General features: G+C 59.5%; 14 protein-coding genes. 7 read left to right on the forward strand and 7 right to left on the reverse strand.

What is annotated here, in order from left to right; genetic code table 11:
- Positions 1–45 precede the first annotated feature (45 nt).
- Positions 46–597, reverse strand: coding sequence for a TetR/AcrR family transcriptional regulator (locus tag INT12_RS29580; RefSeq protein ID WP_193040851.1), 552 nt, complete (start codon positions 595–597; stop codon positions 46–48).
- A gap of 124 nt (positions 598–721) precedes the next feature.
- On the opposite strand from INT12_RS29580, the gene pssA reads away from it, so the two are divergent.
- Together pssA and INT12_RS29590 are read left to right on the forward strand one after the other, a co-directional pair.
- Positions 722–2065 carry a CDP-diacylglycerol--serine O-phosphatidyltransferase gene (gene pssA / locus INT12_RS29585; protein WP_193040852.1) on the forward strand — a complete coding sequence of 448 codons (1344 nt, stop codon included), beginning with the start codon at positions 722–724 and terminating at the stop codon, positions 2063–2065.
- Positions 2066–2212: 147 nt separating this feature from the next.
- On the forward strand, positions 2213–5623 hold the full coding sequence (locus INT12_RS29590) for a hypothetical protein (protein ID WP_193040853.1): 3411 nt from the start codon (positions 2213–2215) through the stop codon (positions 5621–5623).
- A 5-nt stretch (positions 5624–5628) separates the two neighbouring features.
- Here INT12_RS29590 and efeO (INT12_RS29595) read toward each other — a convergent pair whose 3' ends face one another.
- Genes efeO (INT12_RS29595) through efeU form a run of 4 tightly spaced genes read right to left on the reverse strand, consistent with a single transcriptional unit; the run spans position 5629 to position 9840 of the window.
- Positions 5629–6447, reverse strand: coding sequence for an iron uptake system protein EfeO (gene efeO / locus INT12_RS29595; RefSeq protein ID WP_017847273.1), 819 nt, complete (start codon positions 6445–6447; stop codon positions 5629–5631).
- 15 nt (positions 6448–6462) lie between these two features.
- The gene (efeB, locus tag INT12_RS29600) at positions 6463–7767 is read right to left on the reverse strand and encodes an iron uptake transporter deferrochelatase/peroxidase subunit (RefSeq protein WP_046385265.1); all 1305 of its coding nucleotides are present in this window, start codon (positions 7765–7767) and stop codon (positions 6463–6465) included.
- Positions 7768–7781: 14 nt separating this feature from the next.
- A complete protein-coding gene (gene efeO, locus INT12_RS29605; protein ID WP_017847275.1) occupies positions 7782–8984 on the reverse strand; it encodes an iron uptake system protein EfeO in 1203 nt (400 codons plus the stop codon).
- 10 nt (positions 8985–8994) lie between these two features.
- The gene (efeU, locus tag INT12_RS29610) at positions 8995–9840 is read right to left on the reverse strand and encodes an iron uptake transporter permease EfeU (RefSeq protein ID WP_017847276.1); all 846 of its coding nucleotides are present in this window, start codon (positions 9838–9840) and stop codon (positions 8995–8997) included.
- Positions 9841–10007: 167 nt separating this feature from the next.
- Here efeU and INT12_RS29615 point away from each other — a divergent pair, with 167 nt between their 5' ends.
- The gene (locus INT12_RS29615) at positions 10008–11030 is read left to right on the forward strand and encodes an AraC family transcriptional regulator (protein WP_193040854.1); all 1023 of its coding nucleotides are present in this window, start codon (positions 10008–10010) and stop codon (positions 11028–11030) included.
- Positions 11031–11061: 31 nt separating this feature from the next.
- Here the strand turns inward: INT12_RS29615 and INT12_RS31525 are convergent, their stop codons facing one another.
- The gene (locus INT12_RS31525; RefSeq protein WP_226926356.1) at positions 11062–11319 is read right to left on the reverse strand and encodes a hypothetical protein; all 258 of its coding nucleotides are present in this window, start codon (positions 11317–11319) and stop codon (positions 11062–11064) included.
- A 20-nt stretch (positions 11320–11339) separates the two neighbouring features.
- A complete protein-coding gene (locus INT12_RS31530; protein WP_226926357.1) occupies positions 11340–11588 on the reverse strand; it encodes a hypothetical protein in 249 nt (82 codons plus the stop codon).
- A 430-nt stretch (positions 11589–12018) separates the two neighbouring features.
- Here INT12_RS31530 and INT12_RS29625 point away from each other — a divergent pair, with 430 nt between their 5' ends.
- From INT12_RS29625 to INT12_RS29640, 4 genes are all read left to right on the forward strand, one after another.
- Positions 12019–12966, forward strand: coding sequence for a hypothetical protein (locus INT12_RS29625; protein WP_193059141.1), 948 nt, complete (start codon positions 12019–12021; stop codon positions 12964–12966).
- Positions 12956–13333 (forward strand): hypothetical protein, encoded by a 378-nt coding sequence (locus tag INT12_RS29630; protein ID WP_193040856.1) that lies wholly within the window; start codon positions 12956–12958, stop codon positions 13331–13333. The genes INT12_RS29625 and INT12_RS29630 overlap by 11 nt, the downstream gene beginning before the upstream one ends.
- 197 nt (positions 13334–13530) lie before the next feature.
- Positions 13531–13713, forward strand: coding sequence for a hypothetical protein (locus tag INT12_RS31535; RefSeq protein ID WP_226926358.1), 183 nt, complete (start codon positions 13531–13533; stop codon positions 13711–13713).
- 410 nt (positions 13714–14123) lie between these two features.
- Positions 14124–14870, forward strand: a 747-nt coding sequence (locus tag INT12_RS29640) for a hypothetical protein (RefSeq protein ID WP_193059142.1), incomplete at its 3' end; no start/stop codon positions are given.

Here is a 14870-nt window from a genome sequence, read left to right on the forward strand (position 1 = left end):
CCTTAAAACAATAAGGGTTGATCGAAAGTTGCGATGCCTGTGGGTTTAAAGTCCCAATAGCGTTCGTGCCATGGATTGCGCCGTATCCGCCGCGCTGGCGTCGCCCGTCACCAGGGCCACGGTAATGGCGCCATCGATCAGGATCAGCAGTTGCGCGGCTTGCCGTTGCGGCTCGGGCGTGCCATGGGCTTGACACAGTTCGAGCAGGTACTCGAAGAGTTTGTGTTTATGCGCCTTCGCCAGCAGGCGTACCGGGGCTTGCGGGTCGCCGGTTTCGCCGCTGGTGTTGATGAATGCGCAGCCGCGAAAGTCCGCCGAACCGAACCAGGCCTTGAGCGCGTCGAACACTGCGAGCAGGCGCTCGCCGCTGTCTTCACGGCGTTCCACCTCGGCCCGCAGCCAGTGCATCCAGCGCGCGTCGCGACGTTGCAGGGCCGCGATCACCAGTTCGTCCTTATTGGCGAAATAGCGGTAGATGCTCTTTCGGGAGACGCCGGCGGTTTTCACCAGGAAGTCCATGCCAGTGGCGGCGATGCCGTGGCGATAGATCAGCTTCTCGGTGACGTCGAGGATAATTTCGCGGGTAATATCGTTCATGTGTCATACAGTAGAACGATCGTTCTTCTTTCGCAACAAGGTTTTTCACTGACTGGCCACGAGACCTGAGCACCCCCATGGTGTAAGCTCTGGGCCTCTTCGGATTCGACCCATTGCGAGCCTTATGCCGTCGTTCTTCAAACGTTCCCTGTTGCCCAAACTGCGCAGTTTCCCACTCTCCACCGAGGCGATTGAGGTGCTGTCCGGCGCCGCGGCGTTTCGTCGTTGCCTGCTGGAGAAAATTTCCCAGGCCACCCAACGCATCTATATCGTCGCGCTGTACTTGCAGCAGGACGAGGCGGGGCAGGAGATCTACGACGCCTTGCACGCCGCCAAGGCCGCACGCCCGGAGCTGGACATCGTGGTGCTGGTCGATTGGCTGCGCGCCCAGCGCGGGCTGATCGGCGCCGGTAAACAGCCGGGCAACAGCGCCTGGTACCAGGCCATGACCCAAAGCCATGCCACCGAGGTGCCGGTCTACGGCGTGCCGGTGCAGACCCGCGAACTGTTCGGCGTGTTGCACCTCAAGGGCTTTGTGATCGACGACAGCGTGCTGTACAGCGGCGCCAGCCTGAACAACGTGTATTTGCACAAATTCGACAAGTACCGTTTCGACCGTTACCACCTGATCCACAGCGCAGCGCTGGCGGATTCGATGCAACACCTGGTGGAGCACGGGCTGATGGCATCCAAGGCCGTGCATCGCCTCGACTTGCCCAACCCGCCGACGACCCGCAGCCTGCGCAACGATATCGGCGACCTGCGCAGCCGCCTCAAGCACGCGGCCTACGACACCACCAGCGGCCAGTTGCCCAACGGCCACCTGTCTGTCAGCCCCTTGCTCGGTGTCGGTAAGAACAACCCCCTGAGCCGGGTGATCCTCGAACTGATCGCCAGCGCCCAGCATCAACTGACCATTTGCACGCCATACTTCAACCTGCCGCTGCCGGTTACCCGGGAAATCAACCGCGCCCTGGCGCGCGGGGTGAAGATCGACATCATCGTCGGCGACAAGACCGCCAACGACTTCTACATTTCGCCCAGCGAGCCGTTCAAGGTGATCGCGGCCTTGCCGTACCTCTACGAAATCAGCCTGCGCCGCTTTGCCAAGCGCCATCAGCCGATGATCGACAGCGGCCAGTTGAACCTGCACCTGTGGCGCGACGGCGACAACACCTACCACCTCAAAGGCATGTGGGTCGACCAGCGTTATACGTTGCTGACCGGCAACAACCTCAACCCACGCGCGTTCCGCCTTGACCTGGAAAACGCCTTGCTGATCGATGACCCCAAGAGCGAGTGGCTGGAACCCCGGCGCACCGAGCTGGCGCAGATTTTCCAGCACACCACGCGCATCGAAGGTTATCAGCAGTTGCAGACCCTGGTGGATTACCCGCAGGCAGTCGGCAAGTTCCTGCGCCGCGTCAGCCGCGTGCGGATCGAGCGGTTGTTGTATCGCATTCTGTAACACGGCAATCGTGCAACGAACTCTCTTGCTGCCTTCAAAGCCTTGAGAGTTCGCCTACACGCATCGCTGGCCCAGGCGGGTATGTTTTCTCTCGACAGTTCTTAAGGACAAGAACTCTTGCCATTCACTGGTAGAGAGGAACTAGAAATGTCGCCCGTCTCCCCAATCCTTCATGCCCGTTCGCCAATTCCGCTGGCGCTGACAGTCACGTCCGCGCCAATTGGCGGCCCGATCCCCGACACGCGGGTGCGCAACCGGCGCGCGGCGGTGCCCGAAACTGCCAGCGCGGCGCCGCCATGGACCTTGCAGCCAGCGCCGGCCACGTCGGCGGAGGCCGATCATCAATTACACACGGCGTTGAGCACCTCGGCCCTGCGTCAGCTAGCGGACTCGAGCGTCCAGATTCCCCATGGCGCCACGATTCGTCCAGGCTTCGAGGCGCTGCGCAGTGCCTTCAATACCGCCGAGATGCGGGCCTGGGTCGTCAGCAAAGGGATGGCCCTGGATACCGTCGTGGTCAAACCCGACTCGGTCAGCGGTTGGGTCGTCGACAGTGGGGTAGCGACACAAAAGACCTTCACCTTGAACGACACCTCGGGATGGTGGCAGGTCCGCGCCAGGCTGCGCGCCGCCGCTGCCGCCCTGGATGTGGCCGGCAACGGGCTTGCGTATGTGCATCCTGAGAGCGAAGGCTTGTCTCGCAACGCGGTGTTGCAGGGGTATGGTATTCACCCGCCGCACACCGCCGACGAACTGCAAACCGTGCGCCAGGCACTCTCGACGGCGGACTGGTCTGCCTTGTCGCCGGAGGTCAAGGGGCGCCTGGAGCAGCGCAACCTGAGGGCTAGAAAAGTCATCGACGTGATGGACGAGCGCGTGCATCTGGCGGGCACCTTGAGTGAGCGCGTGCGGCACCTCTCCGATGAAGACGAGGTGTTGCTGGCCGACGTGCAAACGCCGATCAGCCGCACCTCGTCGCTGGCGATTGACGGCGCCGAGCAGGCAGCGGTCAGCGAGGTGCTGGCGTCCCATGGGTTGTCGGTGCCGAAGACGGCGCGGGAGGTGCGCAATATCCTGCGCTGGCTCGACGCTGCGCTGCCGCCAGCGCCGGCGCTGGGGGACTATACGCAGTTGATCGCGCGTCAGTGGGCCCCTGGCGTCTTGTCCGACGCCGACAAACGCTTCGTGGCGGAGTTGAGCGATGACGATACTCCTGGCAACAAGCCTGCGGTGAACCTGCTGCGTGTCCTGGATATCCGCGGGGTGCTTGCTCTCAACAGCGCAGGCACCTTGCGCGCCGACGCTGATCGCTTCCTCGAGCAGGTCCTGAACAGCCCCGTGGCGTTGAACTGGGGCAGGGCCGTGGCGCGCAATCGCCAGTTCCAGGGCGCGTCCGGCAGCGATCAACTCTCGACGCTCGAAGCCAAGCAGTGGGTGCTGGCGGCCATCATGCTGCAAATCGACCCCGACGCCCCGGGACGCCCCGGGACCATTGCCGGCTATGACATCTACCAACCTGCCAACAATGGGCGAACGCTGGCCTCGGTACGCACGGATATCGAAACGCACCTGTGGAAAAAAACCTCACTGGACCCCAAGGTCGCGCCCCTGTTGGCCCACCTGTTTCTGGCCGCTGCCGCCCCTGAGTTTCTGATTCGGGATGTTCCTTCCACGCTGCGCATGGGGTCTGCGGAATGGGCGGATCTGCGCCTGGGCGTGACCTTTGCCGAACGTCAAGGCGGCGCGGGCAGCTCGCGGGCGATGAGTTACCCGGAAATCATGGCGCTTGCCCGACTGGATGCACGCACTGCGGACGAGGCGGCAGTGCTGGATAACCACGGCGTCGACGTGTTGCTGGACTGGGGCATGATGCAAGGGGTTTACGCCAAGACCGCCGACGGTCGCTATTCACCGCAGCACTACCAGCAGGCCAGTGAAGCCTTTCAGGCCCAGCGCGAGCAACTCCTGCAGGCCCTGATGGCGTTCAAGACGCCGCTGCCGACACGCCGGGACCAGGCGGTCGCGAACCTGCAGAAGGTGTTCCCGGAACTCAGCGGGCCCCAGTTGCAAGCGTTGCAGGTCTACGTTGCGGACCCGGACGAGCGCCGCAACATGAAGGTCTCGGAACCCAAGATCCGTTCGCTGATCGAGACCTATATGACCGGCGACCTGGTCAGGGACCGCTGGATGCTGCTGGAGGCTGACACTCCCGGCGCCACTGGCGCTGCAAGAACGCCCTTTTCAAACGCACGCCCAAGTCGCACCGAACAAGCTGCCATCGTCAAAAACGTGCGCGCCCTGAATGCCAGGATCAAGCGTTTGCCCAGCCTGCCGGGGCAAGTGGTGAGCGAAGTCGACGGCTACCTGGCGAGCCTCAAGCAAGGCTTGGGCATTACCACCAAGCGCATGATCGCCAACTTGCCCCTGGCTGATCGCCAGGCCCTGGAGTATGGCGCCGTCGAGCTATTTACCCTGCGCGAACAGATCGACGGGGTGCCCACGCTGGACCAGACATCCGCGCAAGTCGAAGCGCGACGAGGGCGCAAAGGCACGCTGATCCGCTGTGACTACAACGGGGAGATCAGCTACTTTGAAGTGTTCCCGGCCAAGATGATGATCGTTAAGCGCACGGACTTACCCGAGCAACTGGTGCTGGGCGGCACCCTCGAAGAGACGCAGCGCACCTACGGACGTTGGGCGCCCTCGACGGTCCTGTTGCAGAACGGCGCAGTGGAGCCGTTCGACTTCACCGCCTACACCTCCGATGCCTTGCCGCGATCGGACGTTTCGTCCGCCGGCATCATTATCGATAAGCTCGGTGATACCTTGCCGGCCGCTCCCGCGGCTGCGGATGGCCGCGTGAGCGCGGCGGTGCCCAACAGCTTTGCATCGCCCCGCAGCCAAGCGATTGTCGACCGGATCATGCAGGGCAATTTCATTCATCACCGCGACAGTGTGCTCAAGTACGCCCAGGGCCAATTACCCCTTGAGCAACAACGAGAAGTGTCGCAACGCAACGACAGTATTTTGCTGAGCATGATTCCGTTTGTCGGGGCCATCGTGGACCTGGCCAAGGGCAATATCATCGAGGGTACGCGGGGCTTGTTGATCGATACGGCCGGTGCGTTTCTAGGTGGCGCGGGAACGGCGGTGCGCTCGTTGGTCAAATCCACCAAGGTTGTCGCGCCTTTTGGCGCCAAGGCATTCCGCGTGCTGGAAAAGGGCGTGAGCGTGGTCAGCGCGTTTTTGAATCCGGTAGATGGCGCTGCCGATCTGTTGGTCAACAGTGCCAAAGGCGTGCTCGCCTTGCCTCGCGCGTTGAACAGCGCGCCCAACGTGTCGGCGTTCGCGAACATGCTCGCGGCGCAGGAAAAGTTGCGCACATTCTTCGGCGTACACGCGGCAATAGATCGCGCGGTGGCAACGCACAATGGGCACCATCAAGGCGTGCCCATTCGAGCGGTGCAGATGGGCGCGCATTGGTATGCGGCCAATCCTGAAAGCGGCTTGCCGGTCGGTACGCCGTTGGAAGGGTACCGACCGTTGAGCGAGGCCTAGAGGGCTCAGTTCAAACCCAGTTTGCCGCGCAGGGTCGACAGGTCTTCAGCCAGGGTATTGACCGGGCCGACCAAGGCTTTGCGGTCGTTTTCCTTGACCTTGTCGTAGGTCTGGAAACCGCCGTCCGCCGTCTTGTACTTGGCCAGGATCGTGTCCACGCTGGCGAAGTTCTTGTCGACCTTGGCCAGGAAGGCCGTGTCCTGTTTCTCGATCTGGCCGCGGAACAGGTCGACGATTTTCTTCGCGCCGTCGATGTTGCCCTGGAAGTCATACAGGTCGGTGTGGCTGTAGCGGTCTTCCTCGCCGGAGATCTTGGTGGCGGCGACTTCTTCGAGCAGGGCTGCGGCGCCGCCCACGACTTTTTCCGGCGGGAAGGTCAGGCCGGCCACGCGCGTCTGCAGGTCCTTGACGTTGTTGTTCAGGCCGTCGGCCAAGGCGTCGAGGCCGTGGGTGGTGTTTTCGGCGAACAGGCTGTACTCGATACGGTGAAAGCCGGTGAAGTCGTCGGCCTTCACGCCTTTTTCGTGGTCGTCGACCCGCGAGTCGATGGCCGCGTCGAGGTCGCTGAACAGCTCGGCGATCGGTTCGATGGCCTCATAATGCACGCGGGTCGGCGCATACAGCTGCTTGGCGGTGGCCAGGTCGCCTTTTTTCACCGCGTCGGTGAACGCCTGGGTCTGGGTCGCCAGCTCAGCGATTTGTTCGGTGACGTAGATCTTGTAGTCCGACACCGGGCCTACCAGGTCCAGCGGCGCCGTGGCGGCGAAGGCCGCCAGGGGTGAGAGGGTGATTAACAGCGACAGCGCGAGAGTCGACTTGTTCATGGGACGGTTTCCGCTTTAAGTGTTGGCAGGAGGTTGAACGTGCGTTGCAGCAAGTAGCGTGCGCCCGATGAAATCCTTCGGTCCCGTTGCCCCCGGCAAGGTGAAGAAATACCCGCCGCCGACTGGCTTGAGGTACTCCTCCAGGGGCTCGCCGTTGAGCCGGGTTTGTACGCTGATAAAACCTTTTTCCAGGTCGGCCTGGTAGCAGATGAACAGCAGCCCCATGTCCAGCTGACCGTTTTTGTTGACGCCGTTGGAGTAGTTGAACGGTCGGCGCAGGATCAGGTTGGCCTGGGTCTGCGGGGTGCGCGGGTTGGCCAGGCGGATATGGGCATCGAGCTTGGTCAGCTTGCCTTGCGGGTCTTTGCTGTAATCGGGCACTTGGGCTTCGTGCTGACCACCCATGGGCGCGCCGGTGGGCTTGATGCGGCCGATGATGCTTTCCTGTTCCTGCAGCGGCGTGCGGTCCCAACGCTCGACAAAATTGCGAATGATCCGCACCGCCTGGTAGCTGCCATTGGCCGCCCAGGCCGGTTCGTCACTGCCGGGCTGCACCCAGACCACTTGGTCCATGGTCTTGGCATCGTTGGAATTCGGGTTGGCCGAACCGTCACGAAAGCCCAGGAAGTTGCGCGCACTCTGCGCAGGCTCGCCGGGGCGGGCGGGCGCCTGCGGCGGCACGCTGCCTTCCTGCTTCCAGCGCACCAGCAGCAGGTCGGGCAGGTTTTTCACGATGTCGCGCAGGGCGTGGATATTGGTATCCGGAGTGTTGGAGCAAAATTGCAGGCTCAGGTCGCCGTGGCACTGCGCCGCTTCCAACGCATCGTTGGGGAAACCGACCATGCGGATCAGGCGCTTGGGTTTGGCTGCGCTGAGGCCGAAACGCTCATCGAACAGCGATTCGCCGACCGATACGGTGATGGTCAGGTTATCCGGCGTAACCACCGGGCCGAGGATGCCCGAATCGGTGGGCGGCAGTTTCGGGTCGACCTGCGGCACGCTGCCGCCGGTCATCAGGAAACTGATGCGCTCGTTGAGGGTGCGGAACAGCCGCTCCAAGTCGTCGCGATCAGCAGCCAGGACATCGAAGGCCACCAGCATGCCGCAGGCCGGGCGCGGGGTGACGATGCCGCTTTGGTGCTTGCCGAAAAAATCGTGATGGTCCTGGGTCTTGTCGCTACGCGGGGCGGTGGTCACTTGCTCGGCGGCAGCAGCCATGGCCGGGCAGCTCAAGGTGCTGCCGGCAAGCGCGGCACCGGTGGCGGCCATGCCCAGCAGGACGCGACGGCGTTGAAGGTCTAACGGTGGTAAATCACTCATGTATGCGGTCGTCTTCACTGTAGGCCGGAGAGGCCAAGGGCGGGGTCGATTCCATCGAGTGCGGCGGCCAGTACCTTGGCCTTGTCGGCGATCTGCTTGCGCTGATCGGCGGTAACACGGTCGTAGCGGCTGAATTGGCCGTCGACTTTCAAACCATCGAGCGCCGTCTCGAACGCGGCGAGGGCCGTGTCGATGTTCGGCAACAGGTCGGCGGCGGACTTGCTCAGCAGCGGACGCATCAGGTCCACCACCTTGCGCGCGGCATCCAGGTTGGCGGCGAAACCGTTCAGGTCGATATGGCTGTAGCGCTCCTCTTCGCCACTGACGGCGCGCACGTCGGCCAGGCTATTGAGGTTGCGCACCACGATGCTCACCAGTTGTTCCGGTGGCAGCGACTGCGCCAGCAACTGTTGCTTGAGGGTGCCGACGTCGCTCACCAGGCGCTGCGCCAGCGGGGCCAGGCCATCGAGGCTGCGTTGCTGGAACAGGCCGTATTCGAGGCGGTGGAAGCCGCTGAAGGCTGGGTCCTGCTCGCGTTTTTCGAAATAATCGGCGCGGGCGTTGATCGCGTTATCCAGTTGCGCCAGGCGTTGCGACGCCGCGGCGAGACGCTGATAAGCCTCGCGGGCCGGCACATACAGCGCCTGAGCCTGGGCCAGGTCACCGGCGTCGATCGCTTGTTGCAAGGCGGTCGTGGCCTTGATCAGAGCGCTGGCCTGGCTGCTCAGGTACACACGGAATTCCGACAACGGCCCGATAAACGCCACCATCGACGGCTTGGCCTTGGCTTGGGCGTCGGATGCCGCCGTCGGCGTTACGTGCAAGGTGCCGCGCGGGTTGCTTAACAGGCCGCAGGTAATTGCATAGTCGCCGGGCAACAGATTGGCATTGATCACCTGGCTCAGGCCCGGCGCGATATTTTCGCGTTCTTCGACCACCAGCACGCCGTCGAGGATCTCCCATTCCACCGCGCGGTCGGAGCGGTTGATGATGCGAAAACTCGCGCGCCCGGCCGCAACGGTCAGTGCGTTGGGTTCGCAGGCGTGGCCGTGAATGGTCACGACGGTTTCATCTTGGTGGGTCTGGCGCTTGGTCGCTGCCAGCTGCGAGGCATAGTAGAACAGGCCGCCGGCGGCGATCATCACGACCGCCGAGCCGGCCACCGCCCAGCGCAGGGCGCGTGGCGGCGAGGCCGGTTGAGGAGTTGGGTTGGACAAGAGACGGTCCTTACGGGTGAGAAACGGAAGAGGGCGCGGCGACCGGCTTGGCGGGTGCCGCGGGCAGGAAGAACATCGCCAGGGCCACCACCAGGTAGATCAGGTAGGCCCCCAGCGTGCTGACGGTCGGCGCATCCTGATAGCCGAACATCCCGGCGAGTACCGAGCCCACCGGGCCATCCATCGGCAACGTCGCGCTGACATCGAACAGCACGCTTTGCAGGTGGTTCCACACGCCGGCTTCATGCAGGGCCTGCACGGAGTTGGCGAGGATGCCGGCGGCCACCACCAGGATGAACAGGCCAGTCCAGCGGAAAAACGCGCCGAGGTTCAGGCGCATGCTGCCGCTGTAAATCAGGAACCCGACGATGATCGCCAGCACCAGGCCGAGCAGGGCACCCAGCGGTGCGCCGGGGCCTTCACTCTGCTGGAACACCGCCAACAAGAAAAACACGGTTTCCAGGCCTTCACGGGCCACGGCGAAAAACACCATCAGGATCAGTGCGGTGACTTGGTGGCGCGAGCCGGCCAGGGCATGGTCGAGGGATTGGTGCAGCGAATGTTTGATCGAGCGTGCAACCTTGCGCATCCAGAACACCATGGAACTGAGAATGCCCACGGCGACCAGGCCGACCACGCCTTCGAACAATTCCTGCTGCTTTTGCGGAAATTCGGCACTCATCAGTTCCAGGCCACCACCGACCAGCAAGGCCAGGGCCGCGGCGAGGAAGACACCGACCCACACGGCGGGCATCCACTGGCCACGGCCGGTCTGTTGCAAGTAACTGGCGATGATGCCAACGATCAATGCGGCTTCAATGCCTTCGCGCAACATGATGAGAAAGGGAACAAGCATTCGACACCGCAGGGAAACTGGATAGGAAGCTAAGTTGTAACATAATGATACTCATTGCCAAACAAGAAACATTGACCTTTACTGAACGGCGGCTGAACGGTGGTGGCAAAGCTCAAGCGCCCTTATGATGCACCCCACCTTTTGTGCCGTTGGATTGCCCCACACCCATGTCGGAAAAAGACACCATCTCCATCCATCTTGTGCGCGAAGCCCTGTTGCAGAGCTGCGCGTCGGAGGCAGCGAGCGTTGAGGCCTTGAGCAAGGCGGGCATTGCTCCCGAGCTGCTGTTGCAGCCTGGTGCACGTGTCTCGGCCACGACCTACGCTCGGTTGTGGCGCCTGCTGGCGCGGCGCCTGGACGATGAGTTTTTTGGCATGGACCCGCGCCCGCTCAAGTCCGGCAGCCTGGCGTTTCTGTGCCGCGTGGCCATGGCTCAACCGACGGTGGCGGCCGGGCTGGAAACCGGCTTAGCGTTCCTGTCATTGATGCTCGAGCATCTGCCTGCCCAATTGGTGCGCCAGCAAAGCCTGGCGGAAATCGTGCTGCTCGAAACCGAGCCCGAGCCGCGCCGGGCGTTCAGCTATTTCACTTATTGGATGATCGTCCACGGCGTCGCCTGTTGGCTCGCGGGGCGGCGTATACCGATCCTGGCCATCGAACTGCGCTGTCCACAACCGGATTTTTGTGACGATTACCGGGTGATGTTCTCCGACAACCTGCGTTTCGACCGGCCGCGCACGCGCATGATCTTCTCCGCCGATTGCCTCGACCTACCGATCAAGCGCAGCGCCGAAGAACTCAAGCGTTTCCTTGGCCACGCACCGGCCAATATCCTGGTCAAATACCGCGACCCCGACAGCCTGGCCACGCGCATCAAGCACGACCTGCGCCAGATGCCGCCCGACATCTGGCCGGAAACCGACGGCCTGGCCGCCAACCTGTGCATCTCCGCCTCGACCCTGCGCCGCCGCTTGGCGGAAGAGGGGCAAACGTATCAGGGGCTCAAGGACAGCGTGCGCAAAGAGTTGGCGATTGTCTGGCTGGCCGAACCGCAGATCAGCTTTGCCGAAATTGCCACGCGATTGGGATTTGCCGATGCCAGTTCGTTCTACAAGGCGTTTCGTAAATGGGTCGGGTCGAATCCGGGGCATTATCGTAGTTTGATTTTGAACGAGACAAATCGCCTGTGATGGAGTGGGTGTACGGGATAAAGAGCCAAACTCAGGCACGCTCCTCTATCGAGAGATCACTGCGGGAAGAATTAACAAAAAATGCCAGTGCATTGATTGCATGATTGGCAGCGAACATGCCTTGAACATATTCGGGGAAGCCTTGTGACCGCTTCACGTTGGGATGGCTTTCAAGAAACGAAGGGTAATCTTCTAATTTTTCGTTAAATAAGGCGATTGTATTGTATTTTACGTCAGTTTCAGCTTGCTGGCCGTTGGCATCAAAAGCACCCAGGCCAGATATGAACATATGAAACGCCTCGCCATCAATTACGTCGTTTTCATAAAGCCGTCTGCCGACTTTTTTAGTTCGTTGGTGGTGATCGATGTCATGTCGTAGTCTTTCAAAAATGCTTTAAGATCATCAATCGACTCTTGTTTTCGAAGCTTCAACGTGTCCGAAGCTTTTGATTCTTCCGTTATCGTGAATGTATTGACAACTTGTTCCGGGTTCTTTATCTGGAACGGGTTAGACGCTTTGGCGTACCTCATTTGTTCCGCAGTCAATAAAACGGCCATAGTGAAATCCTCCATTAGTCGAAACGTATGCTTTTATATCGGGCCACTCTTGTACCTACTTTAAAAAAGTGCCGTGACCGAATGGGCCGTAGGGCAAAGAATTGGCTGGAGGCGACCAATCCAAGGAGATTTTTACATCACAAGACGCTGATGGCCTTCGTGTCCGTTGCATTACTGTGGCCATGTTATTTAATGAAAACAGTCTGTTGGAGTAGATGTTGGGAAGTGTCTGACAGCGATTAGCTTGCGAGGGGTAGTCCATTTCCCAAATTGATCTACCGCGTGCAAATCCACCGGCTAAATCCGCGACAACGCTTGGGCCGTTAATTAGATTACGACGCCATCTTCATTCAATCAGGAATGCATGCATGGCAAGCAACAGGCTCACATCAACCGGTTCCCTTCGCCCACTGCGGCTGAGAGGTTTTTAATGTCTCAGCCCTACGCGTTTATCAATGATTGGCAACAAACCTCAGTTGAACTCAAGGCAAGATTGCGCTTGAGCCAGCACGCCGAAGCCAAGTTCGACAGGCTCAATACCCATATCCGGAACGTTGTGGTGCTGCCGGGGCAGTTGGTCATCATCGGTGATGACTCCACGGCGTTGTGCAAGCCGGAAGAGCATCTGCTGATGCAATCCGCCTGGCGTATCCGCCATAGCGTGATGGCCGAAGGGGGAGATGCCTTTGCCCTGCAAAACTACGATTTGTTGCAGAAACTGCTCGGCTACACGTCGCTCGGTATAGGCACGGCGGGAGATGCGTGGAATCACCACTTGAAGGCGATCGTCAAAACCCTGGAAGAAATCGATGCCCTGCATAAACAGGCGTTGCGCCGAGGCGGTGGCGCCGCGCGGGATGAGTTTTTGGCGCGTCGCCAAACCCTGTTCAAAAAACTGGAAGCACAATTGCGCGGGTTTGCCCGTTACGGCACGGGTTTGCGTAATGAAGGCTCGATCAAGAAAATGCTCGGTATTTCCACCAAGAGTTATCTGCATACCGGGGAGATCAGTCGATATGCCGAGAGGATTTCGCGGATTTCCAGGGTGGCGAAAGTGCTCAAGGCTGGGACGCCGTTGGGGATTGCTTTGAGCGCTGCGTCCACTGGGCTGGAGATCAAGGAAGCCTGTTCCACGGGGAGGGAAGAGCAGTGTACGAAGGCTAAGTATGTGGAGGTGGGGAAGTTCACGATGGGGGTTGGAGGAGGCGCTCTAGGAGGTTATATAGGATCAAGTTTGTGTCTTGCCGTATTGATACCAACAACCGGTCCAGGCTCACTGGCTTGTCTATTAATCGGTGGCGCGGCTGGGGGGGTTGTAGGAGGTGCGATTGGTAGCAGAGGTGGGGAAATGGTGGGTGAAAAACTCTATGAATATTGACAACTTCCTAAATCCGCTCATCATTTTTTGGATTGAATTAGCCTTGTGTGTTTCGGTCGTCGTTGTCGTACTCATAGGTGTTTTCCTGGCCTATCGACGGCTGGAATATATGGAGCGGCTTTTGAATAAATGCAGTCTCGTCGTATTTCACTCCCGGTTTTGGGACAACTCTGCGCGAGGAAGAATGATGCGGCTGTCTGCAATTACAGTGGCAGTACTACAGCCAAAGAGGAATTTGAAGCGCGGCGTTATTGACTGGCAGCAAGTTCAGGAATTTCCTCGTGGCCTTAAAAACCTGTTCAGGGGAATGCTCTTCGTTGGTGTGGTTTTCTTTGTCTTTGGTACCTATTTTTGGCTTTGCAAATAGTGTTAGGTATTGACTATTTCTTAAATTCTCGCGTTATGTTTTGGTTTCTGGTGGCGTTAATACTCTCTATCAATATCGTTGTACTAATAGGCGTTTTTCTGGCCTGCCGACGTCTCGACTACATGGAGCGCCTTCTGAATAAATGCAGTTTCGTTGTGTTTCACGCCCAGTTTTGGGACAACTCACCGCGAGGGAGAATGATGCGATTCGGTGCGGTCGCAGTAGCAGTATTGCTGCCAAAACGGAACTTGAAACGCGGTGTCATTGACTGGCAGCAAGTCCAGGAGTTTCCTCGCAGCCTGAAAAACTTGTTTCGTGGTATCTATTTCGTCATCGTCGTTGTCTTTATGTGCGGCGTCGTTTTTTGGCTGCGTAAATGAAATAGTGCTCAGTAGGAATGTTTTTCTTAAGTTGCTGAGCCAAAAAAGCCCCGTGATCGAATGGAGTACGGGGTAAAAAACTGGCTGGATGCGACCAACCAAAGAGACTCTTTACATTATCTGGTACTAGTGACGTTTCGCGTCATTTGCGTTGCCGCAGTCATATTGGTTAACGAAATTATTCCATTGGAATAGCTATTAGGAAGTGTCTGACAGCTATTGGTAGACGAGGAGAAGTCCATTTCCAAAGTTGATCGACGATGCGCGAATTCACCGGCTAAATCCGCGACAGCGCTTGAGCCGTTAATTAGATTACGACGCCATCTTCATTCAATCAGGAATGCACGTATGGCAAGCAATACGCCCACATCAACCGGCTCCCTTCGCCCACTGCGGCTGAGAGGTTTTTAATGTCTCAGCCCTATGCGTTCATTAATGATTGGCAACAAACCTCAGTTGAACTCAAGGCAAGATTGCGCTTGAGCCAGCACGCCGAAGCTAAGTTCGACATGCTCAATACCCATATCCGGAACGTTGTGGTGTTGCCGGGGCAGTTGGTCATCATCGGTGATGACTCCACGGCGTTGTGCAAGCCGGAAGAGCATCTGCTGATGCAATCCGCCTGGCGTATCCGACATAGCGTGATGGCCGAAGGGGGCGACGCCTTTGCCCTGCAAAACTACGATTTGTTGCAGAAACTGCTCGGCTACACGTCGCTCGGTATCGGCACGGCGGGAGATGCGTGGAATCACCACTTGAAGGCGATCGTCAAAACCCTGGAAGAAATCGATGCCCTGCATAAACAGGCGTTGCGCCGAGGCGGTGGCGCAGCGCGGGAGGAGTTTTTGGCGCGTCGCCAAACCCTGTTCAAAAAACTGGAAGCACAATTGCGCGGGTTCGCCCGTTACGGCACGGGTTTGCGTAATGAAGGCTCGATCAAGAAAATGCTCGGTATTTCCACCAAGAGTTATTTGCATACCGGGGAGATCAGCCAGTATGCCGAGAGGATTGCGCGGATTTCCAGGGTGGCGAAAGTGCTCAAGGCTGGGACGCCGTTGGGGATTGCTTTGAGCGCTGCGTCCACTGGGCTGGAGATCAAGGAAGCCTGTTCCACGGGGAGGGAGGAGCAGTGCAGGCAGGCGAAATATGTGGAAGTG

The organism is Pseudomonas sp. K8, assembly GCF_014889455.1.
Lineage (GTDB): Bacteria > Pseudomonadota > Gammaproteobacteria > Pseudomonadales > Pseudomonadaceae > Aquipseudomonas > Aquipseudomonas veronii.